The 25,073-nt window shown below is 41.7% G+C and carries 21 protein-coding genes and 1 other RNA gene; 21 read left to right on the forward strand and 1 reads right to left on the reverse strand.

What is annotated here, in order from left to right; all coding sequences use genetic code 11:
• The first annotated feature begins 33 nt into the window (after positions 1 to 33).
• The 21 genes from Q0A08_RS00745 (at position 34) to mutT (ending at position 24,203) form a co-directional block, all read left to right on the forward strand.
• Positions 34 to 1,317, forward strand: a complete 1,284-nt coding sequence (locus Q0A08_RS00745) for an ATP-binding protein (RefSeq protein WP_438464250.1) — start codon at positions 34 to 36, stop codon at positions 1,315 to 1,317.
• A 112-nt stretch (positions 1,318 to 1,429) separates the two neighbouring features.
• Positions 1,430 to 1,782, forward strand: an RNA gene (rnpB, locus tag Q0A08_RS00750) — RNase P RNA component class A.
• 257 nt (positions 1,783 to 2,039) lie between these two features.
• Positions 2,040 to 2,495, forward strand: a complete 456-nt coding sequence (gene mraZ / locus Q0A08_RS00755; protein WP_438464251.1) for a division/cell wall cluster transcriptional repressor MraZ — start codon at positions 2,040 to 2,042, stop codon at positions 2,493 to 2,495.
• Positions 2,492 to 3,433, forward strand: coding sequence for a 16S rRNA (cytosine(1402)-N(4))-methyltransferase RsmH (gene rsmH, locus Q0A08_RS00760; protein ID WP_438464252.1), 942 nt, complete (start codon positions 2,492 to 2,494; stop codon positions 3,431 to 3,433). The genes mraZ and rsmH overlap by 4 nt, the downstream gene beginning before the upstream one ends.
• On the forward strand, positions 3,426 to 3,701 hold the full coding sequence (gene ftsL, locus Q0A08_RS00765; protein WP_438464253.1) for a cell division protein FtsL: 276 nt from the start codon (positions 3,426 to 3,428) through the stop codon (positions 3,699 to 3,701). Before rsmH ends, ftsL begins: the two co-directional genes overlap by 8 nt.
• Positions 3,698 to 5,452, forward strand: a complete 1,755-nt coding sequence (locus Q0A08_RS00770) for a peptidoglycan D,D-transpeptidase FtsI family protein (RefSeq protein WP_438464254.1) — start codon at positions 3,698 to 3,700, stop codon at positions 5,450 to 5,452. The genes ftsL and Q0A08_RS00770 overlap by 4 nt, the downstream gene beginning before the upstream one ends.
• Complete coding sequence (locus Q0A08_RS00775; protein ID WP_438464255.1) at positions 5,452 to 6,951, forward strand: UDP-N-acetylmuramoyl-L-alanyl-D-glutamate--2,6-diaminopimelate ligase; 1,500 nt, start codon at positions 5,452 to 5,454, stop codon at positions 6,949 to 6,951. Before Q0A08_RS00770 ends, Q0A08_RS00775 begins: the two co-directional genes overlap by 1 nt.
• Positions 6,936 to 8,285: a UDP-N-acetylmuramoyl-tripeptide--D-alanyl-D-alanine ligase gene (locus Q0A08_RS00780; RefSeq protein ID WP_438464256.1), complete on the forward strand. Its 1,350-nt coding sequence runs from the start codon at positions 6,936 to 6,938 to the stop codon at positions 8,283 to 8,285. The genes Q0A08_RS00775 and Q0A08_RS00780 overlap by 16 nt, the downstream gene beginning before the upstream one ends.
• Positions 8,286 to 8,299: 14 nt before the next feature.
• On the forward strand, positions 8,300 to 9,382 hold the full coding sequence (mraY, locus tag Q0A08_RS00785) for a phospho-N-acetylmuramoyl-pentapeptide-transferase (RefSeq protein WP_438464257.1): 1,083 nt from the start codon (positions 8,300 to 8,302) through the stop codon (positions 9,380 to 9,382).
• Between the two features lie 13 nt (positions 9,383 to 9,395).
• Positions 9,396 to 10,739, forward strand: a complete 1,344-nt coding sequence (gene murD, locus Q0A08_RS00790; RefSeq protein ID WP_438464258.1) for a UDP-N-acetylmuramoyl-L-alanine--D-glutamate ligase — start codon at positions 9,396 to 9,398, stop codon at positions 10,737 to 10,739.
• On the forward strand, positions 10,736 to 11,953 hold the full coding sequence (ftsW, locus tag Q0A08_RS00795; RefSeq protein ID WP_438464259.1) for a putative lipid II flippase FtsW: 1,218 nt from the start codon (positions 10,736 to 10,738) through the stop codon (positions 11,951 to 11,953). The genes murD and ftsW overlap by 4 nt, the downstream gene beginning before the upstream one ends.
• The gene (gene murG, locus Q0A08_RS00800) at positions 11,943 to 13,016 is read left to right on the forward strand and encodes an undecaprenyldiphospho-muramoylpentapeptide beta-N-acetylglucosaminyltransferase (RefSeq protein ID WP_438464260.1); all 1,074 of its coding nucleotides are present in this window, start codon (positions 11,943 to 11,945) and stop codon (positions 13,014 to 13,016) included. Before ftsW ends, murG begins: the two co-directional genes overlap by 11 nt.
• Positions 13,009 to 14,445, forward strand: coding sequence for a UDP-N-acetylmuramate--L-alanine ligase (gene murC, locus Q0A08_RS00805; RefSeq protein WP_438464261.1), 1,437 nt, complete (start codon positions 13,009 to 13,011; stop codon positions 14,443 to 14,445). The genes murG and murC overlap by 8 nt, the downstream gene beginning before the upstream one ends.
• Positions 14,442 to 15,404, forward strand: a complete 963-nt coding sequence (locus Q0A08_RS00810; protein WP_438464262.1) for a D-alanine--D-alanine ligase — start codon at positions 14,442 to 14,444, stop codon at positions 15,402 to 15,404. The genes murC and Q0A08_RS00810 overlap by 4 nt, the downstream gene beginning before the upstream one ends.
• Positions 15,405 to 15,407: 3 nt before the next feature.
• Positions 15,408 to 16,091, forward strand: a complete 684-nt coding sequence (locus Q0A08_RS00815; protein ID WP_438464263.1) for a cell division protein FtsQ/DivIB — start codon at positions 15,408 to 15,410, stop codon at positions 16,089 to 16,091.
• Between the two features lie 70 nt (positions 16,092 to 16,161).
• Entirely contained in the window at positions 16,162 to 17,424 is a 1,263-nt protein-coding gene (ftsA, locus tag Q0A08_RS00820) for a cell division protein FtsA (protein WP_438464264.1), read from the forward strand.
• Positions 17,425 to 17,465: 41 nt separating this feature from the next.
• Positions 17,466 to 18,719: a cell division protein FtsZ gene (gene ftsZ, locus Q0A08_RS00825; RefSeq protein WP_438464265.1), complete on the forward strand. Its 1,254-nt coding sequence runs from the start codon at positions 17,466 to 17,468 to the stop codon at positions 18,717 to 18,719.
• A 111-nt stretch (positions 18,720 to 18,830) separates the two neighbouring features.
• Positions 18,831 to 19,745 (forward strand): UDP-3-O-acyl-N-acetylglucosamine deacetylase, encoded by a 915-nt coding sequence (lpxC, locus tag Q0A08_RS00830; protein ID WP_438464266.1) that lies wholly within the window; start codon positions 18,831 to 18,833, stop codon positions 19,743 to 19,745.
• 137 nt (positions 19,746 to 19,882) lie between these two features.
• A complete protein-coding gene (gene secA / locus Q0A08_RS00835) occupies positions 19,883 to 22,582 on the forward strand; it encodes a preprotein translocase subunit SecA (protein WP_438464267.1) in 2,700 nt (899 codons plus the stop codon).
• 11 nt (positions 22,583 to 22,593) lie between these two features.
• Positions 22,594 to 23,814 (forward strand): bifunctional glutamate N-acetyltransferase/amino-acid acetyltransferase ArgJ, encoded by a 1,221-nt coding sequence (argJ, locus tag Q0A08_RS00840; RefSeq protein ID WP_438464268.1) that lies wholly within the window; start codon positions 22,594 to 22,596, stop codon positions 23,812 to 23,814.
• Positions 23,814 to 24,203: an 8-oxo-dGTP diphosphatase MutT gene (gene mutT, locus Q0A08_RS00845; RefSeq protein WP_438464269.1), complete on the forward strand. Its 390-nt coding sequence runs from the start codon at positions 23,814 to 23,816 to the stop codon at positions 24,201 to 24,203. Before argJ ends, mutT begins: the two co-directional genes overlap by 1 nt.
• Before the next feature lie 53 nt (positions 24,204 to 24,256).
• Here the strand turns inward: mutT and Q0A08_RS00850 are convergent, their stop codons facing one another.
• Positions 24,257 to 25,054: a response regulator transcription factor gene (locus tag Q0A08_RS00850; RefSeq protein ID WP_438464270.1), complete on the reverse strand. Its 798-nt coding sequence runs from the start codon at positions 25,052 to 25,054 to the stop codon at positions 24,257 to 24,259.
• Positions 25,055 to 25,073: the final 19 nt, after the last annotated feature.

Raw genomic sequence — 25,073 nt, forward strand, 5'->3', positions numbered from 1 at the left:
AGTACTTTTTTAAAAGTATTCTTAGTCATTTTGTTGTCAAATTTATTAGTTGTCACTATTGGAGCTGGCATTATTAAGTTGACTCAAAAGCGTGGTGATCTTTCTCGTCAAGAGTTAGATGACACTGGGCACTTGCTTGTCTCTCAATATGAAAGTGCTGGCATGCGAGTTTTAAGGCGCTTGGCTGAGGAGCAGGAAAAGAAGTTAAATGGTCGCCTGTTTTTATATGAAGAAAATGGGCGTGCTTTATTGTTGCCCTTGCCAAAAGACTTTGGCATGGATGAGTTGTTGGAGGATGAAACAGGTGAGTTATCGTCCTATCCGGCTCCTGACTTTCATCGAAGTCAGTTCTCACAAATACGAAGCGAATCCGATCGTGGATATATGCTGATCTTCCGACCAAATGCAGATATGCGACCTCCGAATGCGAATGTTTTGATGGTGATGTCCTTGTTTGGCTTGCTTTTTTCGAGTGCTGTCTTAGCTTATTGGCTATTAGGGCCCTTGGTTAGTTTGCAGCGTATGGCACGTGCTTTTGGGCAAGGAAATATGGATGCTCGATTGGATTATAAATTGGCAGAAAGATCTGATGCTATCGGTAAGCTTGCTTTAGAGTTTAATGAAATGGCTTCTAGGGTTGAGGGTGTGCTTTTGTCTAAAGAGCGTCTCATGAGGGATGTTTCTCATGAGTTAAGAACGCCATTGGCTCGGATAGAGGTTGCGCTTGTTTTAGCTGAAGATAAGCATGGGCAAGATGCACAGCATAAATACCTAGATAGAATTCGTGATGAATTGCATGAGCTAGATGCGTTAATCGGTAGCGTACTATTGTTGAGTCGACTTGAAGAGGGGGCGCTTGATAAGCAAGAGGTTGATATTAACCTTTGGCTTGCCTCTATTATTGATGATGTTGTATTTGAGTCTCAGTTTAAAAATATAGATATTATTCAATCTGGTCAGGTCACCAAAAAGTTACTGGTAGACCCAGTGCAGCTTCGTCACGCGTTAGAAAATGTATTGCGCAATGCGTGTTTTTATTCAGGTAATGATTCTTTGGTTTCAGTCACAGTCACAGAAAGTGAAACTGAAGTTGTCATTTTGGTTCGAGATAGTGGTGCAGGTGTTGATGAGATTCAGTTAGATAAGATCTTTCATGCTTTTTATCGATCGTCAGATGCACGTGAAGCTAATAGTGGTGGTTTTGGTGTTGGTCTAACAATAGCGCAACGTATTCTTGCTGCTCATAAAGGACAAATCAAAGCGAGAAATCATGAGCAAGGTGGATTAGAGGTTTGTCTCAGTTTGCCGCTTTTGTAATCTGTTGTTGCTGCACAAACTTACTTCTCTTACTTGTGTGTAAAAGGATTAATTTTTCTTATGTGCGAGTTTTTCTTGTTATTTTGTTTATGTGTAAGTATGATGCGCGTCGCAAGTTGGCCAGGCAGTCGCTGTAATGCATTTATGTGTTATGGAGGAAAGTCCGGGCTTCGCAGGGTAAGATGCCAGGTAACGCCTGGGGGGCGTGAGCCTACGGAAAGTGCAGCAGAAAATAAACCGCCTAAGTAGTTTTCTACCGGTAAGGTTGAAATGGTGCGGTAAGAGCGCACCGCGCAACTGGTAACAGTTTGTGGCAAGGTAAACCCCATCTGAAGCAAGACCAAATAGGAATCCATTGGTGTGACCCGCGCTGGATTCGGGTAGGTCGCTAGAGGCATGTAGTGATGCATGTTCGAGAGGAATGACTGTCCACGACAGAACCCGGCTTATCGGCCAACTTGCAAATCCCTCCCTTGTTGTTTGAAATAATCCACATAGTTAAAACCAGTTTATCGCCTTGTATAACTCTTCTGATATTTTTTGTTTTTCTACCTTTGTGTGTTTCTGTGCCATAAAAATGAGTTTTGGGCGTCTTTATGCCGATAAGAAATTGGTTTGAGGCGCTTTTTTGCCACTTTTTTTGTGTTTATAAACAATAAATCATATTTATTTTTTAAAAAGTGTTAAATTGTGGGTAAATGTGTCGATAAGTGGGTATGGGAATGTTTCGTGGGATTCATCAGGTTAGTGTAGATGCAAAGGGGAGAATGTCTCTTCCTTCGCGTTTGCGTGATGAATTGCTGCAATTTGAAGACCCGAGTGTGGTGGTGACAATTGATCCGTCGACTCGTTGTTTACTTATGTATCCCTTACCTGAATGGGAAGTGATACAGGCAAAGTTGGATAAGTTACCCAGTTTTCAGCCGCAAGCTCGCCGTTTACAGCGTTTATTAGTGGGCCATGCAACAGATTTAGAAATTGATAAGGCTGGGCGGATTTTACTACCAGCACCGCTTCGAGAATTTGCTGGTTTAGATAAAAAAGTTGCTTTATTGGGGCAAGGTAAAAAGATTGAGATTTGGAGCCAAGAGCAATGGCAGGCCCAAAGAGAAGAATATTTAGCTCTTGATTTACAAGAGCCTATGACATTAGAGAATTTAACGGATATTTCATTATGACAGAGTCAACTCCTGTACATATTAGTGTAATGCTGAATGAGTCAGTGGAAGATTTAATTACTGACCCGGATGGTTGTTACATTGATGGCACTTTTGGCCGTGGCGGACACTCCCGTCTTGTATTGGCTCAGTTAGGTAAAGGCAAACTGCTAGGGTTTGATAAAGATCCCGTAGCAATTGAGTACGGCGAAGCTTTAGCAAATGAAGATGACAGGTTTCAAATAGTTCAAGATTCATTCGCGACTATGGATCAATATATCGCGAGTCACCTTGATGAAAGTGGTCGCTTAGATGGTGTGTTGATGGATCTTGGGGTCTCTTCTCCCCAGCTGGATGATGCTGATCGTGGTTTTAGTTTCATGAATGATGGTCCGCTTGATATGCGTATGAACCCCGGTGTGGGTTTGAGTGCTGCTCAATGGATTGCTCAAGCGAAAGAAAAAGAGATTGCTGATGTTATGTATCAGTATGGTGAAGAACGCTTTTCCCGACGCATTGCTAAAGCGATTTGCGAATATCGTACTCACACCGAAATTTTGACCACTTTACAGTTAGCAAACATTGTGAAAGATGCAAACCCAGCATGGGAGAAGGGAAAGAACCCCGCTACTCGTGCATTCCAAGGTATACGCATCTTTATCAATAATGAATTAGGTGATTTAGAAACAGGCTTACAAGCCGCAGCTAAAGCTTTAAAGGTCGGTGGAAGACTGGTTGTGATTAGCTTTCACTCACTTGAAGACCGCATTGTTAAGCGTTTTATGAAAACTATGTCTAAAGGGCCTGACTTGCCTAGGCATTTACCGATTAGAAATGCGGAGTTGTCAATTAAGTTTAAAACGATCGGGAAGGCGATTAAGCCTTCAAAGCAAGAAGTAGATGACAATGTGCGTTCTCGTAGTGCTGTGATGCGAGTATTGGAGCGTGTGAGTGACTAAACCTGCATCGCCTTTGCTTTTTATGTTATGGCTGGCTTTGGTTGGTTGTCTTGCTATGGCATTGGTTATTCAGGTTTATCAGTTTAGGAAAGAGTTTTCTTATTTACAGTCACTTAAACGTGATGAAGTGAATTTTGAGGTTGTGTGGGGGCAATTGCTATTAGAGCAAAGTGCGCTGACACAACCTAGTCGATTAGAACAGGCCGCAGTGAAGGAACTTAATATGCACGCCCCAGACTCTACTGAAATGGTTATTGTTAAACCATGAGTGTATTGGATCAATTTTTAAAGCCTGCTCAATGGCGTTTTTATTTTGTATATGGCATTGCTATTACTCTTTTTGCTGTGGTTGCTGGCCGTTTGTTCTATTTAACGGTTGTTGAAAAAGATTTTTTACAGAATCAGGGTGAAAAAAGAGCTGTTCGTACGGAAGTTATTCCTGCTACTCGTGGCATGATCTTAGATCGTCGAGGAGAGCCATTAGCGGTTAGTACACCTACTTGGACGCTTGTAGCGAATCCAAAGCGTTTATGGGCTATGCCTGTAGATGAGGAAAAAGGCACAGGCCCGAAAGCCGAAATTGCGCGCCTGGCAAAAGTGATAGGTGAGGGGCGAGCATCCTTAACCAAACGCTTTGAGCAAAAGCGCGCTAGTTCATTTATGTATCTAAAGCGTCAAATTCCACCTCATGTTGCCGATGAAATTATGGCTGCAAAAGTAGTTGGAGTGAGTCGTACCAAAGAGTACAAACGTTTTTATCCCGCGGGTGAAGTCGCCTCACATGTTGTTGGGTTTACTGGCATAGATGATCAAGGCCAAGAAGGGATGGAGTTATCCTATGAAAAGGCCTTAGTTGGTAAGCCAGGTAAACGACAATATGTAAAAGATTTAACGGGTAATATTATTCGTCAAATTGGGCAAGAAACCCATGCGCAGCCTGGTCAAAATATTGAGCTGAGTTTAGATCTGAGATTACAGTATTTAGCTTATAGAGAATTAAAGGCTGCGGTTACCGAGCATAGGGCAACATCCGCCTCTGCGGTTATTTTGGATGTTAAAACTGGCGAAGTTTTGGCTATGGTGAACCAGCCTTCTTATAACCCGAACGATAGATCCAAGTTGAATTATGATCAGATGCGAAACCGTGCTGTGATTGATTTGTTTGAGCCCGGTTCTACTATGAAGCCATTTACTGTCAGTGCTGCATTAGAAAGTGGGCAGTATACGACAGAATCTAAGATCGATACTGCACCTGGCTATATTCGCTTTGGTAAGCAAACTATTCGTGATTTAGGTAGCTATGGCAAAATTGATTTAGAAACTGTCATGGTTAAATCGAGTAATGTGGCGACGTCTAAAATTGCTTTGTCATTACCTCAAGATGCTGTCTGGAATCTCTACTATCAGTTAGGTATAGGGTCACTAGTGGGTATTGGCTTTCCTGGTGAGTCTACAGGCTCATTACCTACGCATCCAAAATGGCACCCGGCTGAGATAGCAACATTGTCTTATGGTTATGGTCTTTCTGTGTCTACTTTGCAGCTTGCTCATGCCTATGCCACTTTGGCAAATAGAGGCTATAAAGTGCCTGTTACTATGTTCAAGCAGGATGTTTTGCCAGAAGGTGAGCAGGTAATCTCAAATAGAGTGGCGAAAGATGTATTGAAAATGATGCGACAGGTTGTTGATAAGTCAGCAAAGGCTGCAAAGGTGCCTGGATATGTTGTTGCAGGAAAGACAGGTACTGTGCACAAAGTAGGTACCAAGGGTTATGAGTATGATCAGTACATTTCTTTGTTTGCTGGTGTGGCTCCAGCGACCAATCCAAGGTTAGCTATGGTGGTTATGGTCAATGATCCTAAAGGACGAGAGTATTATGGTGGTGAAGTCTCTGCGCCAGTGTTTTCTCGTGTGATGGATGGTGCTATGGCTATTTTAAATGTTTCTCCTGATTTACCTGAAGGCTTACGCGAAGTCCGGCTAGGTAAGAAGGTTCCCTATAGAGTGGTGTTAAAATAGTGTCTATTTTTCCCATGCCAATAAAGTCTCACTTAGTTGAGGCTTTTTTTGGTTTAAAGGCAGGGCAACTATCAGCTTTTAATGTGTTCGAAAAGGTGACGACGGATAGTCGTAAGGTTGCTGAGCAGGATGTGTTTTTTGCTTTACCTGGTGTTGGTTCAAATGGTTGGGATTATCTTGAAGGTGTTGCAAGCCAAGGGTATCGTTTAGTTGTTGTGCCTAAAGGGGTTGAGCTGGATAAAAATCTTAACTTGTCTTATATCTATGTTGAGGATGCTAGGGCCAGTTTAATTGAGTTTATAGGTGAGTTTGCAAAGCCTTATCCAAAACAAATTTGTGCAGTGACAGGGACAAATGGTAAGTCTTCTATCAGTTATTATAATGCGCAAATAGCACAACTACTGAGTTCAAAATCTGCCATTGTTGGTACGTTCGGTTTAGGAACTCTTGATGATCTTAAAGAGTCTGAGCAGACCACACCTGATCTGCTATCTATGCATAGTTTGGCAATTAGATTTGCTAGTGAAGGCGTTAAGCATCTTACTTTTGAGGCTTCTTCACATGCACTGGACCAAGGTAGGGTTCTTGGTTTACCAATTGATACCGCCATATACTCAAATTTGAGTCGGGATCATTTAGATTATCACGGTAGTATGCTTGCTTATGCGCAGGCGAAAGCGAGGCTTTTTGCTTTTCCTTCTTTAGAGCGTGCCGTTATTTGCATGGATGACGATTATTCTCAGCTGATGCTGCAATCGGCGAAATGTCCTGTTTATACTTATAGCCTTAAGCACGAAGATGCTGACTTTTATTGCAAAAATTTATCGTATTTTACATCAGGTGTAAATTTTGACCTGATTGTGAAGGGGCAGCTATTTAGCATTCATTTACCTTTGCTTGGTGAGTTTAATGTTGCTAATGCTGTGGCTGCTTTAGCGGCTAATTGGGATTTGTTTGATGATAAGTCTGCCTTAGTGAATGCTTTGAATTCTCTTCTTGGGGCGCCAGGCAGGATGCAGATGATAAAAGTGTCTGATGGGCCTTTGGTTGTGGTGGATTATGCTCATACTCCTGATGCGCTTCAGGTGGCATTGCAGGCTTTAAAGTTGCATAACCGTGGTCGACTTACCTGCATTTATGGTTGTGGTGGTGACAGAGATAGGGGGAAAAGGCCTCTTATGACAGCTGCGTCATTAAATAATGCAGATATCTCTTGTTTAACTTCAGATAACCCTAGAACGGAATCCGTGCAACAAATTATTCAAGATGCCTTGGCTGATCAACTGGATAAAGACAATCTTATTGGGTCTGGCCAGCTTAGAGTTGAGCCTGATAGGCGACGAGCAATTTTAGACGTGATTGCAAATGCAAATGCAAATGATGTGATTCTGATTGCTGGTAAGGGTCATGAAGACTATCAAGAAATATTGGGTGTTAAACACCATTTTGATGATGCTGAAATTGCGTTAGAAGGATTGAATAAATGCTGGTCGAACTAAAATTAAGTGATGTTGCAAGAATTTGTGATGGGCAACTTTTTGGTGAAGATCGCCCGTTTAATTATGTTAAGACGGATACTCGTGATTCATTAGATGAAGCTTTGTTTGTAGCTATCAAAGGCGATAGCTTTGATGGCCATACTTATTTAGAGGCAGCCTTAGTGAAAGGCGCTGCTGCCGTGTTGTCGCAAGAACCTTCCAATGTGACGCCTTTGATTCTGGTGTCAGATACACGGCAAGCCTATGCCGATATTGCTCATCATCTAAGAGGTGAGTTTCTAGGGAAATTAGTGGCTATAACTGGTAGTAATGGAAAAACGACCGTTAAAGAGTGGTTGTCACAATGCTTAGAGGCTAGCCATAAGGTATTGAAAACAGAAAAGAATAATAACAATCAAATTGGTGTTCCGCTCACTTTGTTAGGGCTTGAACAGTTTCATAACTTTGCGGTAATCGAAACTGGCACAAGTTTTGTAGGTGAAATACCTAAATTAGCCCAAATTACGACGCCAGATATTGCCGTTATTACAAATGCGAGCGGTAGTCATTTTATCGGATTTGGTTCGATTGAAGGGATAGCAAGAGAGAAAGGTGCGCTTTTAGATGGTCTTACATCTGATGGTGTTGCTGTACTTAATTTTGATGATCCTTGGTTTGATTATTGGTCGTCGCAAGCCAAAGGTAAGCGAGTAGTGAGTTTTGGTTTTAATCAAGGTGCAAATGTATTTGTTAAGTCGATGGTATTGGCTAGTCAGTCATCAAAATCAGTACTGAGTTATGGTGGTGTAGATTGTGAACTGAACCTCTCTGTTCCGGGTAAGCATCAAATTGCTAATGCGATGGCTGTGTTATTGGTTTTGCTAGAGCTAGGTATTGATTTGGAAGATGCTTGTCAGCGTTTATCTCATCCATTAGTTATTGATAAGCGATTACATTTTCAGGCCTCAATTAGCCAAGCTCTTGTTTTAAATGACTGTTATAATGCCAGCCCAAAATCTGTAGAAGCTGCAATCGATGTTCTGGTGAGCCAAGAACAAACCCAAAAGTGGTTAGTGTTAGGTGCTTTAGGGGAGTTAGGTGAGTTAGAATTTGAGATTCATGAGCAGCTTGGTGATTATGCGTTTTCAGCAGGTGTGACTGGGTTGGTAAGTGTTGGACCAATTGCTGCGATAGCAGCCAAGGCATATGAAAAAAGGGGTGGGTTAGCTGTGTACTGTGAGAATAATTCGCAGGCAGCTGAGTTTATTAAGCCTCTCGGAAAAGAGAATGCCATCTTAGTGAAAGGGTCTCGCTCTGCTCAGATGGAAAAAATTATAAAAGAAATAGAAAATTAGGATAAAACCTGCCCATGTTATTGTTGTTAACTGACTACCTTAGTCAATATTTTACATTTTTTACTGTCTTTAATTACCTCTCTTTAAGAGCGATTTTAGGGGTTTTGACAGCATTTGTTATTGCTTTAATTATTGGTGGCCCTGTTATTCGCATGTTGCAAAACCTGCAGATTGGTCAGGCCGTGCGTGACGATGGTCCTCAATCTCACTTAAGCAAAGCGGGTACCCCAACTATGGGGGGGGCCATGATTATTTTTTCTATCGCTGTCAGTACTTTGTTGTGGGGAGATCTTAGTAACCAATATGTTTGGGTCGTATTGCTGGTAATGCTTGCTTTCGGTGCTATTGGTTGGGTGGATGATTATCGTAAAGTTGTCGAAAAAAACCCACGCGGCTTGCCTGGAAGGTGGAAATACTTTTGGCAAAGTGTGTTTGGTGTAATCGCCGCAATATACTTGTATAGCAATGCATCGACTCCTGCTGAAACATCCTTAATTGTCCCAATTTTTAAAGACGTTGTGATTCCCTTAGGTATTTTTTATGTCGTGCTGACTTATTTTGTGATTGTTGGTACCAGTAATGCTGTTAATTTAACGGATGGGTTGGATGGTTTAGCAATTTTACCAACGGTACTGGTTGGTGGCGCGCTTGGTGTATTTGCTTATTTAACGGGTAATGTTCGTTTTGCGGAATATTTGTTGATTCCCTATGTTGGTGGTGTGGGCGAGATAATTGTATTTTGTGCCGCACTTGTTGGTGCTGGTTTAGGCTTTCTTTGGTTTAATACCTATCCAGCGCAAGTTTTCATGGGAGATGTAGGTTCTCTTGCCTTAGGTGCTGCTTTGGGTGTTATTGCCGTCATAGTCCGCCAAGAGATAGTGCTTTTTATTATGGGCGGTGTTTTCGTTATGGAAACTGTCTCTGTTATATTACAAGTTGGCTCATACAAGTTAACAAAGCGTCGGATTTTCAGAATGGCGCCGATACATCATCATTTTGAGCTTAAAGGTTGGGCTGAGCCTAAAGTAATTGTTCGTTTTTGGATTATTACTGTTTGTTTAGTTTTAGTTGGTTTTGCTACCTTAAAAGTTCGTTAGTAGGAAAGGTTAAATGTCTTTAATAGGCTCTGATAGAGTTCGTGCGGTTGTCGGTCTTGGTATTACTGGGTTGTCTTGTGCTCAGTTTTTAGCAGCAAAAGGTCAAGAGTTCTATGTCGTTGATTCGCGCGAATCTCCTCCTGGCTTAGATGAAGTGAAATCTATCCTCCCAGATGATCGAATTTTTACCGGTGGTTTAGATAAATTACTTGAACTGCCGGTCACCGAGTTATTTGTCAGTCCTGGCGTTGCATTGTCTGAGCCTGTATTGGCTCGATTGGCGCAACAGGGTGTGTTAATGCGAGGCGATGTTGATTTATTTTGTGAGCATGCTGATGCGCCATTAATCGCTATAACAGGCTCAAATGCAAAAAGCACAGTGACGACCATGGTAGCTGATATGTTGTCTGCCTTGGGTAAGAAGGTAAGTGTTGGTGGTAATCTTGGTCGCCCAGCACTCGACTTACTGGATGATACGCCTGACTATTATGTGCTAGAAGTATCAAGTTTTCAGCTGGAAACAACAGAGACGCTTAATGCTGAGGTTGCTTGCGTTTTGAATGTAAGTGAAGATCATATGGACAGGTATGACTCCTTCTATGACTATCAGAGAGTGAAGCAAAAAATTTATCGTAATTGTAAATCTGCAGTTTGTAATAAACAGGATATTTTAACCGCGCCTTTACTGCCAATGGGTACGCCTGTTAATGCTTTTACAACAGGGCTTGCTGACCTGAAAGAGTTTGGTCTCATTGAAGATGAAGGCTTTTGGTTGTGTCATGGTGTTAAGAGGCTCTATCACTCATCTCAAATTAAATTGAAAGGTAAGCATAATTACGCAAACGTACTGGCGTCTTTTGCTATCTTGGAATTGTTAGGGCTTGACCTTGAGGGTGAAGAAATTGCTAGCTACCTTGGCGAATTTTCAGGTTTACCACATAGATGTGAGTTTGTATCTGAGCATCAGGGTGTTGTTTATATAAATGACTCTAAAGGAACCAATGTTGGTGCGACACTGGCTGCACTTGAAGGGTTAGGATCAAAGCAGAAGAATATTCATTTGTTGTTAGGTGGCCAAGGTAAAGGTGCTGATTTTGCTCCTTTGTTAAGTGGTTTAGATAAGTTTGTAAAAAGCGCTCACCTATATGGGGAGGATGCGACTAACATAGCATCTGCTCTCTCCAGCTTTAATGATTTCTCAAGCTATGCTGACTTAAATCAAGCCATGCAAGCGGCTACAAAAATGGCGGAACCTGGTGATATAGTGCTCTTTTCTCCTGCATGCGCTAGCTTCGATCAATTTAAAAGTTATGTGGCTCGAGGGGAATACTTTACCTCTTTGGTTAAGGCTTTATGACCCCGAAATTATTAGACAGAGTGTCTGTAAAGGAGCTCTTGTCGGTTGATTTTGTTTTTGTATGTACCCTCTTTACGATACTGGTGATGGGGTTGGTGATGGTTACCAGTGCCTCTGTTTCTGTCTCAGATGATCTTTTTGGTCATCCCTTTCACTTCATGCAGCGTCAAATTCTTTATTTAGTACTCGCGCTTATTGCGGGTAGTGTCCTGATTAATATATCGACTGATATCATGCATAAATGGGGGATAGTGATGATGTTGCTGTCTCTATTTTTACTTGTGCTGGTGCTCGTGCCAGGTATTGGTAAAAGTGTTAATGGCAGCCAGCGCTGGATTAACCTATTTGTATTTAACCTACAGGCATCAGAAGTGGCTAAGGTCTGTATGGTTGTGTATATGTCTGGTTATCTAGTTCGACGAGCTGATCAGGTGAGGGAGCAGTGGAGTGGTTTTATTATCCCTCTAGGTTTAACGTTCGGTTTTCTTGTTCTGCTATTGCTTGAACCTGACTTTGGTGCGTCTGTTGTTTTGCTTGGTACCGTTATGGCGATGCTATTTCTTGGTGGCGCCAGAGTTTATCAATTTATACTTGTGCTGGTTATGGCCTGTTGCGCTTTAGCTGTGGTTGCTGTGTCGGAAAGCTATCGTATGAAGCGACTAATGAATTTTATTGATCCATGGGCAGATCCTTTTAATGAGGGTTATCAGTTGAGTCAGGCCTTGATTGCCTATGGTCGTGGTGAGTGGTTTGGTTTGGGGTTAGGTAATAGTGTGCAGAAGTTATCCTACCTGCCTGAGGCGCACACAGACTTTGTATTTTCCATTTGGGTTGAAGAAACTGGGATGCTGGGTGGTTTATTGCTCATCTTATTGTTTGCAGTGCTAGTTAGTAGAATATTTCGAATTGGCAATCAGGCTCTATCATTCGGTCGTCCATTTTCTGGCTACATGTGTTACGGATTTTCTATCTTAATTGTTGCCCAAGTTGTGATTAATGTGGGGGTTAACACCGGTTTTTTGCCCACAAAAGGGCTAACGCTTCCGTTAATTAGTTATGGCGGAAGTAGTTTGATTATTACTTTAAGTAGCTTGTTTGTTGTAGCGCGAGTGAATATCGAGAATATTCGTATTAACCGTGTTGAGTCATCAAATAATGTAAATAAACAAAGCAAACAGCAAAAAGATATGGATATGGTACTTAATGAAGAATAAGCGTGTATTGATCATGGCTGGAGGTACAGGCGGGCATATCTATCCTGCTTTGGCATGTGCGAAAGAATTTGAATCTCAAGGTTATGAGGTTAGGTGGCTGGGCTCTAAGGGGGGGATGGAGCTTGATTTAGTGCCAAAGCATGATATTCCTATCGACGCTATTTCTATTAAAGGTGTTCGAGGTAATGGTGTTAAAGGTTTGTTATTAGCACCGTTTAGAGTTTTATATGCTTTAGGTCAAGCGTTGGCGATTGTCAGGCGTTTTCGTCCAAATGTTGTCTTAGGTATGGGGGGCTTTGTTGCTGGCCCTGGTGGTGTAGCTGCTAAACTGTGTTCTGTTCCTTTGGTGGTGCACGAGCAAAATGCGGTTGCAGGCACTACAAATAAACTCTTGTCTAAAGTGGCAAACCGAGTTTTACAGGCTTTCTCTGGGGCTTTGCCTAAAGGGTTGACGGTTGGTAATCCTGTTCGTTCAGATATTCTTAATTTAAAAGCTAAGCCGGATAGCTACCGTGCGGGTAGGCCGTTAAAACTTTTGGTCGTGGGTGGTAGTCTTGGTGCGCAAGCAATCAATAAGTTAATGCCAAAGGTGCTTTCTGGTTGGAATGAGAATGTTCGATTAGATGTTTGGCATCAAACTGGTAAGCGTAATATTGAAGAGGTATCTGATTGGTATCAAGCGGCTGGGGTTGAAGCGAGAGTTGATGCCTATATTGAGAATATGAATGATGCATATTATTGGGCTGATATCGTTTTATGTCGCTCTGGTGCTATGACAATTAGTGAATTAGCAATTGCGGGGATACCTTCTATCTTGGTGCCGTTTCCTTATGCAATTGATGATCATCAGACAAAAAATGCAGAAAGCCTCGTTGTTGCCGGTGCAGCAAATTTGGTGCCTCAATCTGAATTAACAGAAGAATCTTTAACATTGCTGTTAACGGAATATATCAGTGATGTGAATTTATTAAATAATATGGGGGCAGCTGCGAAAAAAGTTGCTTATCCGAATGCTACCGAACATGTTGTGGCAGAGTGTAAAAGGTTTATAAAACATGATTAGAAATCAAGGTCAGCAAGTGTTACCTACCATGCGTCGAATTCAGAATATACATTTTATAGGTATTGGTGGTGTCGGGATGTGTGGTATCGCTGAGGTGCTGCATAATCAAGGTTATAGTGTATCGGGATCAGATTTAAATGAATCTGTAACAACAAAGCGTCTTGTTGATCTTGGAATAAAGGTTTTTTATGGGCATGCGGAAAAAAACGTAAAAGATGCCCATGTAATTGTTGTTTCTACTGCTATTAATATCGAAAATCCTGAAATTAAATGGGGTAAAGAAAATCGTATTCCGATTGTTCGTCGCGCTGAAATGTTAGCGGAATTAATGCGATATCGTCACGGTATTGCTGTTGCTGGAACGCATGGTAAAACAACGACAACAAGTTTAATGGCATCTGTGTTGGCGGCAACGGGTGATGCTCCTACGTTTGTTATTGGTGGTCGTTTAACGAGTGCGGGGACAAATGCTCAGTTAGGTAGTAGCCAATACTTAGTGGCTGAAGCTGATGAAAGTGATGCTTCTTTCCTGCATCTACAGCCCCATTCAGCCATAGTCACTAATATTGATGAAGATCATATGGATACTTATGGTGGTGACTTTGAGAAAGTGAAGCACACTTTTGTCGAGTTTCTCCATAACTTGCCTTTTTATGGGATGGCTGTGTTGTGTGTTGATGATGAAAATGTCAGAGAGATATTGCCACAGGTTAGTCGTCCTATTCTAACTTATGGTATTGAGCATGAAGCGGATTTTTATGCGACTGATATCGTTCAATCTGGGCGCTACTGTGAATTTGTAGCTCACAGACCAAACTTAGAATCTATTAAGATACGTTTGCCAATGCCAGGTAAGCATAATGTGCTGAATGCCCTTGCTACTATTGCAGTGGCAACAGATTTGGGTGTAGAAGCAGTTGCAATACAGGCTGGTTTAATGGGTTTTGAGGGTGTAGGTCGACGCTTCCAAGAGCAGCCTCCTTTAGATTTACCTAAGTCAGGTCAGGTCATGTTTATTGATGATTATGGGCATCATCCAAGAGAAGTTGAAGTGACTATTGATGCTATACGTGATGGCTGGCCTGATAAACGCTTGGTTATGATCTACCAGCCTCATAGGTTCTCGCGTACTCGAGATCTTTATGAAGATTTTGTTAAGGTGCTTTCAAAAGTGGATGTACTTTTGCTCTTAGATGTATATGCCGCAGGAGAAGCGCCGGTGAATGGTGCTGATAGTCGTGCTTTGTGTGCAAGTATCAGGCAGCGAGGCTCTGTTGATCCTATTCATGTGGGTAAAGATGAAGACTTGTCTTCAATTTTGTCAAACGTATTGCGAGATGGTGACTTGATGATTACCCAAGGTGCGGGTGATATTGGTCTAATATCGAAATCTCTTTCTACGCACGGCTTAAAGGGGTCTAGGGAATGACTTTAAAGGCAGCAAAAATACTCGTTATTTATGGTGGGCGATGCGCTGAGAGAGAGGTGTCATTACAAAGTGGTGCTCTTGTGTTGGCTGCTTTAAAAGAAAGAGGCTATCAGGTTGATGGCTTAGATTTATATGGCGAAGATTTATCCTTAAATCCAGTGAAGCAGCTGCAAACTTTGGACTTCGATCTTGCTTTTATCGCTCTTCATGGAGGAGAAGGTGAAGATGGTAGGGTTCAGGCTTTGTTGGAATTGATGGATAAGCCATATACAGGTAGCTCGCCGCTTGCTTGTGGTTTTGCCATGGATAAAGTGCTCTCTAAAAAATACTGGTTGGGTATAGGTGTTCCTACACCAGCTTATTTGGCATTTTCTTCTCCTGGGGCGTCAGATGTAGATGCGATTGAAGCTGAACTGCCATATCCAGTTATAGTTAAGCCTTCAAGAGAGGGTTCTACTATTGGGATTAACAAGGCTGAGAATAAGATTCAACTGGAAGCAGCGCTTGCTAGTGCGAGAACTTATGATTCAGAAGTGCTTGTAGAGCAATATATTGCAGGCCCTGAATTTACAGTCACTATCATAGATGATGTTGCTTACCCTGTTATTGGTCTTAAAGCATCAGATGAACATGAGCTATATGACTATGAGGCTAAGTATATCGCTAATGATACCCAATACTTATTGCCGTCAGGCTTAAATGAGGATGATGAGTTGTATGTGCAAAAAATAGCCTTAGATGCTTATCAATCATTGGGTTGTGCTGGTTGGGGCCGTGTTGATGTTATGCAGGATTCTAATGGAGAGTTTTGGGTGTTGGAGGTGAATACATCACCTGGCATGACCTCTCATAGTTTGGTGCCTATGTCTGCCGCTTACGTCGATATATCTTATGCCGCTTTGGTTGAAAAAATAGCAGCTGTTGCTTGGTCAGAATCTAGTGCTAATAAGGTGAGTTAACCTGTGAGAATTGCTGCATTATTTGGTGCGCTTTCACTTTTTTTGCTGGCTTTTTTGCAGGGTGAGGCCGAATCTCGTGGTTGGTTTAGTATTGCTGAGATAGAACTAGAAGGAAAGTTGAGTTATATAACAGAGCAAGAACTTAACCTTATTTACGATGGTTTTATTGGTCAAAGCTTGTTGTTTTCTTCAGTGACTCACCTTTCTGCGAAGGCAAGTGAGCCAGCTTGGGTAAATTCTGTCAGCGTGCGAAAAATATGGCCAAATAAACTAAAGTTTGTAGTGGGTGAAGAGGTGCCTGTTGCAAATTGGCGTGAAGGGCAGGTAATTACCGCTCAAGGTGAGGTTATTTCGCCGTCTGCTATCACTGCTTTGCCGCTTCCTTTCTTGCAGGGACCTATTGGAACTAGTCAAACTGTTTTGGAACAGTTTCGTTTGGTGAGTCAGGTGTTAACTCACTCAGATCTAAAAGTAGATAAGTTGGAGTTGGAAGAGCGCGGCGCTTGGAATGTTTATTTTAGTAATGGATTGCTTGTGAAGTTAGGTCGAGATGAGATTCTATCTAGGTTACAGCGCTTTATAGCCGTGTATAAATCTGATTTATCGGGTAGAATGGCTCGTATCCATGCAATAGATGCAAGGTACCCACATGGCATCGCCGTTATATGGAAGAAAATAGTTGAGTAGATTTGGCTTAATTATTGCTTTATGCCTAAATTAGCATGTTAATTGTTCCCTTTTTGAACTGGATGAATAAATGATAGTTGGACTTGACGTTGGTACATCAAAAGTAGTTTGCCTTGTTGGTGAAATGATGGCTGATGGACGTCTTGAAATTGTTGGTATTGGGTCTCATGCAGCTAAAGGTATGAAGCGTGGTGCCGTTATAAATATTGAATCTACAGTGCAGTCTATTCAGCGTGCCGTTGAAGAGGCTGAGTTGATGGCAGGATGTAATATACATTCTGTTTATGTCAGTGTAGCGGGTAGTCATATTCGTAGTCTAAATTCACATGGCATAGTGGCAGTAAAAGATGGTGAAGTTCAGGAAGCAGACATTGAGCGTGTTATTGATGCTGCACAAGCAGTTCCTATTCCTTCCGATCAAAGGGTGCTTCATATATTGCCGCAAGAGTACAGTATCGATTCGCAGGAAGGGATTAAAGATCCTTCAGGAATGTCGGGTGTTAGGCTTGAAGCAAATGTGCATTTGATTTCGGGTGCTGCTAACGCAGTGATGAATATTGAAAAGTGCATTAAGCGTTGTGGCTTAGGAGTTGATGGCGTTATTTTGTCTCAACTAGCCTCAAGTCATTCATCTCTTAGTGATGATGAAAAAGAATTGGGTGTTTGCTTGGTTGATATTGGTGCTGGTACGGCGGATATGGCTGTCTGGATTGATGGGTCCATTCATCATACCTCAGTTGTCCCTGTTGCTGGTGATCAGGTGACGAATGATATTTCGATGGCTTTAAGAACGCCAACTCAACATGCTGAAAGTATTAAAATTCAATACGCATGTGCTTTATCTTCCTTGGCAGGTGCTGATCAAAATATTGAAGTGCCAAGTGTTGGAGATAGGCAGTCAAGGTCTATATCTAGACATGCATTAGCAGAAGTTGTTGAGGCGAGGTACGAAGAGATTTTTAGTTTGGTGCTAGATGAATTGCGCCGAAGTGGATATGCGGAGCGTATTCCAGCTGGCATTGTGGTGACAGGTGGTACCTCTTTAATGGAAGGGGCGACAGAGTTAGCGGAACGTGTGTTTGATATGCCGGTTCGCATGTCGGTCCCAGTAAGTGTGAAAGGGATGTCTGATATTGTAGATAATCCAATTTTTTCTACAGGTGTTGGTTTAATTATGTATGGCGTAGATGAATCTGATTTAGGGATGGCTCAGCAGCATGCTAGCTCTCTCAAGGTTGAGGAGTCTAGGCAGAGTGTTGTAACTGAATCTACAGCTGAGGTCGCTAATAAGATATGGCGAAATATGAAAAGTTGGGTTAAAAGTAATTTTTAGTCAAGGGTTGACATCGATTAGAATTGAGGAGCGATAAGCCCATGAATGTCTTTGATTTGGCAGAAGAAAATTTATCCGATAATGCAATGATTAAAGTTGTCGGTGTTGGTGGTGGTGGCGGTAACGCAGTGCGTTATATGCTTGAGAACCAGCTTGAGGGTGTTGAGTTTATTTGTGCTAACACTGATTCTAAAGCTTTGGTAGGTATTGATTCAGGCATGTCTTTGCAGCTTGGTTCGGCGATTACTAAAGGCTTAGGTGCGGGAGCTAATCCAGAAGTTGGAAGAGATTCTGCGCTAGAAGATCAAGAAAAAATTACAGAATTGTTATCTGGTGCCGATATGGTATTTATCACAGCAGGAATGGGTGGTGGAACCGGTACTGGTGCTGCACCTGTAATTGCTAAGGTAGCAAGAGATCTTGGTATCTTGACTGTTGCTGTTGTGACTAAGCCGTTTCCATTTGAAGGGCGTAGAAGAGCGAAAGTTGCTGAAGCGGGCGTTAAGGAGTTGAGGGAAAATGTCGATTCTTTGATTATCGTGCCAAACGAAAGGTTACTACCTGTATTGGGTAAGAATATTTCATTGCTTAAGGCGTTTGGTGAAGCAAATAATGTTCTCTTTAATGCTGTTCAAGGTATAACTGATTTGATTATGCGTCCGGGGTTGATAAACGTCGATTTCGCGGATGTAAGAACTGTTATGTCAGAGATGGGTATGGCGATGATGGGCATTGGTGCTTCAACGGGTGAAGATAGGGCATTAGTTGCAGCTGAATCGGCTATACACAACCCATTGTTAGAAGATATTAACTTAAAAGGTGCGCGTGGTGTGCTGGTTAATATTACGGCTAACGAAGAGGTTGGTCTTTCTGAGTTTACTGAGGTGGGTAATATCATCGAAGAGTATGCTTCAGAAGATGCTACAGTTGTTATTGGTTGTGCTATCGATCCAAGTGTTGGTGATGAGATGCGAGTTACTGTAGTTGCAACTGGTTTAGAGTCAGCTAAGGCTGCTCAACAAGTTGTGACTCCAGCAGCACAAACTGTTGAAAAAACGGTTGTTGCTCAAGCAGCAGCTCCTGTTCAGCAGGTAGTAAATAGTGCTGTTGAAACAACTCGAGTTGATACGGTATCAGTGACCAGAGGGAATGTTGGGGAAGTTGTTTCCAGTCGCCCTGCAGAGGTTGAAAAAACTGAGCGGGTTGATGTTGGAGCGAATGCCGCTCCTCAAGCAGATGAAGATAAATTGTCTTATCTGGATATACCGGCATTCTTACGCCGACAAGCTGATTAATTTTTGTTTGTTGTAAATTGTTAATGCTCTATAATTGCGTTGTAACAATTGGTGTTAATTGTTACTATTCGCGAATTATTGTAGCTCTGGTCATAAAACAGTAGGAATATCATGGTACGTCAACGCACTCTTAAAAACGTAATTCGCGCTACAGGCGTTGGATTGCACTCCGGCGAAAAGGTTTATCTCACTTTAAAGCCTGCCCCTGCTAACGCTGGTATTGTTTTTGTCCGTACAGATATAGAGCCCGCAGTCGAAATTAACGCAGATGCATCTGCAGTGGGATCGACTAATTTTGCAACTGTACTTTGTAAAGATGATGTGAGTATTAGTACAGTTGAGCACTTGTTATCTGCGATGGCAGGTCTCGGTGTTGATAACGCTTTTGTTGAAGTAAGTGCAAGTGAATTACCGTTGATGGATGGTAGTGCGAGTCCATTTGTTTTCTTGCTTCAGTCAGCTGGTATAGAAGAGCAGGATGCGTATAAGAAATTTATTCGCATTAAAAAACCAATTACTGTTGAAGATGGTGATAAGGTTGCAACCTTGAAGCCTTATGCGGGTTTTAAGCTTTCATTTACGATTGATTTTGATCATCCTGCAATCGGTGAAGATGTTCAATCTACTTCTGTTGATTTTTCTACAACTGCCTTTATTAAAGAAATATGCCGTGCACGTACTTTCGGTTTTATGAAAGATATTGAATATTTCAAAACTAATAATTTAGCGCGTGGTGCAAACATGGAGAACGCCGTTGTACTTGATGAGTATCGAGTGCTTAACGAAGAAGGTTTGCGCTATCGTGATGAATTGGTTCGACACAAGGTGTTGGATGCAATTGGTGATCTTTATCTATTGGGGCATAGCTTGATTGGTGAGTATGTTGCTCACAAATCTGGACATGCTTTAAATAATAAATTACTTCATCAGTTGCTTCAGCAAAAAGATGCTTGGGAATATGTTGTGTTTGAAGATAAAGAGCAAACAGTTCCAATTTCTTATGTGGAACCTATCGCTGCTGGATAATAAGTAGCGATTGAGTTTTTTAAAAAAGCCGGACAAATGTCCGGCTTTTTTGTGTCTATCACCTTGATATTGTGTGATTAGTTCATATCTACCATGTTAGACTGTGTTTAATATTAACTGGCTGAGTTGAGTTCAAGATGTTAGGAAATGTCATAAAAAAAGTCATTGGTACAAAAAATGACCGCGAAGTTAAGCGATTAAAAAAACTAGTAAACCAAATTAATCAATTTGAGCCAGCACTTGAAGCGTTATCAGATGAACAGCTTTCAAATAAAACAAGTGAGTTTAGAACAAGATTAGAATCGGGCGATAGCCTAGATACGCTTTTGTCCGAAGCGTTTGCGACAGTAAGAGAAGTAAGTAAGCGTGTTATGGGGATGCGTCATTTTGATGTGCAAATGATAGGTGGCATGGTTTTACATGAAGGACGCATTTCTGAAATGCGTACGGGTGAAGGTAAAACCCTAGTGGCTACTTTGGCTGTATACTTGAATGCCTTGCCAGCCAAAGGCGTTCATGTCATTACCGTAAATGATTACTTGGCTAGCCGAGATGCAAACTGGATGAGGCCCCTTTATGAATTTTTAGGTCTATCTGTGGGTGTTGTTGTATCAGGCCAAGAGAAAGAAGAAAAAAGACAGGCGTATGCAGCAGATATTACTTACGGCACCAACAATGAGTTTGGGTTTGATTATCTAAGAGATAATATGGTGTTCCGTTTGGAAGATAGGGTTCAGCGTGATTTATCATTTGCTGTTATTGATGAGGTTGACTCTATCTTGATTGATGAGGCCCGTACGCCTCTCATTATTTCTGGTGCTGTCGAGGATAGCTCAGAGCAATATCGTAAAATTAATAAATTAGCACCTCTGTTGACTCGTCAAGAAATGGAAGGTGATGAAGTTAAGGTTGAAGGACACTTTGTTTTTGATGAATCTCAAAAAAGTGTTGAGTTAACAGAAGTTGGTCATACCTATGTCGAAGATTGGCTAGTAGAGCAATCCATGCTCTCTGAGGGTGACAGTCTATACGCTGCTGGCAATCTTGGTCTTTTGCATCATGTGCATGCTTGTCTAAGGGCGCACGTGGTATTTGCTAAAGATATTGATTACGTCGTTCAAGGTGGCGAGGTTGTTATTGTAGATGAGCATACAGGCCGAACTATGGCTGGTCGCCGTTGGTCTGAAGGTATTCATCAGGCGGTAGAGGCGAAAGAGGGTGTTGATATTCAGCCTGAAAGCCAAACACTAGCATCGACCACTTTCCAGAACTTTTTCCGTCTCTATGAAAAATTGGCAGGAATGACCGGAACCGCAGATACGGAAGCGTTTGAATTTCAGCAAATTTATGATTTAAGTGTGGTTGTTATTCCAACCAATAAAGCAGTTCAGCGTAAGGATTTTAACGACCTTATTTTTATGTCGACGCAAGAGAAGTTTGAGTCGATTGTAAAGGATATTGAAGAAAATGTTGGTAATGGCCGTCCTGTGCTTGTTGGTACGGCTTCTATTGAGTATTCGGAGCTTCTTTCCACGTATTTGAACGATAAAGGTGTTAAACATAACGTCTTGAATGCTAAGCAACATGAGCGAGAAGCACAAATTGTTGCTGAAGCTGGTAAGCCTGGTGCAGTTACAATTGCGACCAATATGGCTGGTCGTGGTACGGATATCGTGTTGGGTGGTAATCTTCAGGTAGAACTTGCTGAGTTAACCAATCCAACTGATGAAGAGAAAGTTGCGCTTGAAAAAGATTGGACTGAGCGAAATAAGTCAGTTTTGGAGGCCGGCGGTTTACATATTATTGGCACAGAGCGTCATGAGTCACGACGCATTGATAATCAGCTGCGTGGTCGTGCTGGTCGCCAAGGTGATGTGGGTTCATCTCGTTTTTATCTTTCTCTAGAAGATAGTTTGATGCGCATTTTTATGTCTGATCGTATCAAACGTATGATGCAAGCTTTAGGTATGGAGAAAGGTGAGGCCATTGAGCATAAAATGGTGTCAAACGCGATCGAAAAAGCTCAGCGTAAAGTTGAAGGGCGTAACTTTGATATCCGTAAGCAGCTACTTGAATATGATGATGTAGCAAATGATCAAAGGCAAGTTATCTATAGTCAGCGTTACGATATGATGACAAGTGAAGATTTATCTTCTGCTGTTATTTCTATGCGTGAAGAAGTTGTTTCAAATCTCATTGATGATTATATCGCCCCTCAAAGTATGTTTGATCAATGGGATCTTGAAGGCTTAGAAGAAAGGCTTCAGTCTGACTTTAGCCTTGAGATGCCAATTCGTGATTGGGTTAAAGAGGATAATAAATTATACGAAGAGCCTTTGCGTCAGCGTATTCTCTCTACTTTCATTGAAAATTATCAAGCTAAAGAAGATATCGCGGGCGAAGAATCGTTACGTATGTTTGAAAAGCAGGTATTACTGCAAGTTCTTGATACTTTGTGGAAAGAGCATCTTCAAACAATGGATATGTTGCGTCAAGGTATTCACCTTCGTGGTTATGCACAAAAGAACCCTAAGCAGGAATATAAGCGTGAATCGTTTGAACTGTTCCAGGGGCTGCTTGATCAAATTAAATTTGATGTTGTGCAAATTGTGACTCAAGTGAAGGTGCAATCTGCTGAGGAAGCTGAAAAAATAGCTGAAGCCCGCCGTGAAGCTGAAGCGAAAATGCAAATGACAATGAATCATCCGTCAGTTACGGGTGAAGATGAACAGGAAGGTGATTCAGAAAAAGAGTCTGTACCTCGTGTTGGTCGTAATGAACCTTGCCCTTGTGGTTCAGGTAAAAAATACAAACATTGTCATGGTAAGTTGGTTTAGGAGAAAGTGTGATGGCTGTTGGTAATGGTACTTTCCCTTCTATAGATCAGATTGATGGTCTTCGTCTTGGTGTTGCTGAGGCGGGTATTAAATATCAATCGCGAAAAGATTTGGTTGCCTTTGAAATTTGCGAAGGTGCTTCTGTTGCAGGTGTGTTTACGCTTAATGCTTTTTGTGCTGCGCCTGTTACTGTTTCAAAAAGGCATTTAGCACTGACTCAAAGTCGCATGCTAATTATCAATACAGGCAATGCGAATGCGGGCACTGGCAAACAAGGTATGATAGATGCTGAGTTGATGTGCTCTGCTATGGCTGATGCTAGTGGTCTGAAAGCTGAGCAGGTATTGCCTTTTTCTACAGGCGTAATTGGTGAAAAACTGGCGATTGAGAAGATTGTTGAAGCTATGCCAAAGCTTGTTGAATCGTTGGGTCATACATCTTGGGAAGATGTCGCTAGTGGCATTATGACGACTGACACTAGGCCTAAAGGTGCTTTTAGACAATTTTCTTTCGAAGGGAATACCTATTCGTTGGCAGGTGTCTCTAAAGGGGCGGGAATGATTAAGCCTAATATGGCTACCATGTTAGGTTTTATTGCTACGGACGTAAGTGTTGAGCCAGGTTTTTTGCAGGGTTTGTTGAGAGGTATAACAAATAAGAGCTTTAACCGGATCACGATTGATAGTGATACCTCGACTAATGATTCTTGTATTTTAATCGCAACAGGAAAGGCTAATAATAAACAAATTGCTGATGGCGAAAGTGATCTGGCTAAGCTTTTTATTGCTGAGTTGACCTCTATTATGCAAGTGCTTGCTCACGCTATTGTTCGAGATGGTGAGGGTGCAACTAAATTTGTTGAGATTGAAGTTTCTTCGGCTGCAAGTGTTGAAGAAGCAACAAAAGTTGCTTTTGAAATTGGTCATTCACCTCTGGTGAAAACGGCTCTATTTGCTTCTGATCCTAACTGGGGGCGAATCTTGGCGGTTGTTGGTCGTGCAGGTATTGATCAACTTGATGTTGAGCGTGTGCAAATATTTATTAATGATGTTCAAATTGTTGAAAATGGTGGACGTGCATCAAGTTATACAGAAGAGTTGGGACAGCAGGCAATGACGCCAGAAGAAATTAAGATTGAGATCGTACTTGGTCGAGGTGATTGTCGAGATCGAATTTGGACAACGGATTTGTCTCATGAATACGTTACCATTAATGCTGAGTACAGGACTTAATGCTTGTTCAAGTCGCAGCGGCGATTATATTGAATGAGGGTAAGGTTTTCTTGGCGAAACGTGATAAACACTTGCATCAAGGTGGTTTGTGGGAGTTTCCTGGTGGGAAATGTGAAGTAAACGAATTACCTGAGCAGGCTTTAGTGAGGGAGTTGCAAGAAGAAGTTGCGATTACCCCGAAAAATGCTCTTTTGTTTGATCATGTAGTTCACGATTATGGTGATAAAAAAGTGAGTTTGTCTTTCTTTCTTGTGGAGCAGTTTGATGGTGTTGCTCTTGGGAATGAGGGCCAGAAAACTGATTGGTTTGATTTGTCTGAACTTGCTGAGCTTGATTTTCCTGAGGCTAATAAAACGATAGTTGATAAGTTGCTTGCTCGGCAAGGGTAGAATCAAAAAAACGGCCAAAAGGCCGTTTTTTTTGATCATACCTAAAGCTATGTTTAGGACATGATTTGTGAAAGTAGTTGCCTTACTGTTGCTGGCTCAAAGGGTTTATCGCAAATAGCGTCAACGCCAGCTTGAGCAATATTGGAAAGGTGTGTCTCATTTGCTTCTGAGCTAACCATGAGAACAGGGATGTGAGAGAATTCGCTTGAGTTACGAACCGCCTCCGTTAGTTCTCTACCGTCCATCTCTGGCATATTGTAATCTGTGATGATTAGATCAAAGGCTTCGCTTTGAAGGAGTTCTATTGCCTCAACTCCATTTTCTGCCTGCTTAGGTTCTTGGATGCCCATGCCATCTAGTACTCTGCTGATATGTTTTCTAGCCAGGCGGCTATCATCCACGATGAGTACTCTTAATAAGCGAGTGTCAAATAGCTCAAGCTCAATTTCATCTTCACTTATAATATCTATTGTGGCTTTTAAAGCTCGAGTAATGGCGTCTGAAGAAAAAGGCTTTGGAAGAATTGCTAAGACGCCTGATTGCCTTAATTGCTCAAGGTAAGCTTTCTTGCGTTCACTTGAAATAAGCATAAAGGCTTGACTTTCGGTGCTTTCATTGTGACGGATTTTTTGTAGAAAATCATCTGCAGTACCGTCATCAAAGTACATGGCACTAATAACTAGATCTGGTTGGTAATTGTCGAGAATGTTAAGAGCGCTTGAAATTGAAGTTGCTGTTTCTACTTGGCTAACGCCAATTTCTTTTAATGTTCGGTGAATAAGTTTTTGTTGAACATCTGAAGGTTCAACTAATAATATGGATAGATCTTGTATACCTACTAAGTCGCTCATTTCTATTGTCTCTATGCTT

Origin of the sequence: Marinomonas sp. PE14-40 (assembly GCF_051623805.1) — a bacterium.
GTDB lineage: Bacteria > Pseudomonadota > Gammaproteobacteria > Pseudomonadales > Marinomonadaceae > Marinomonas.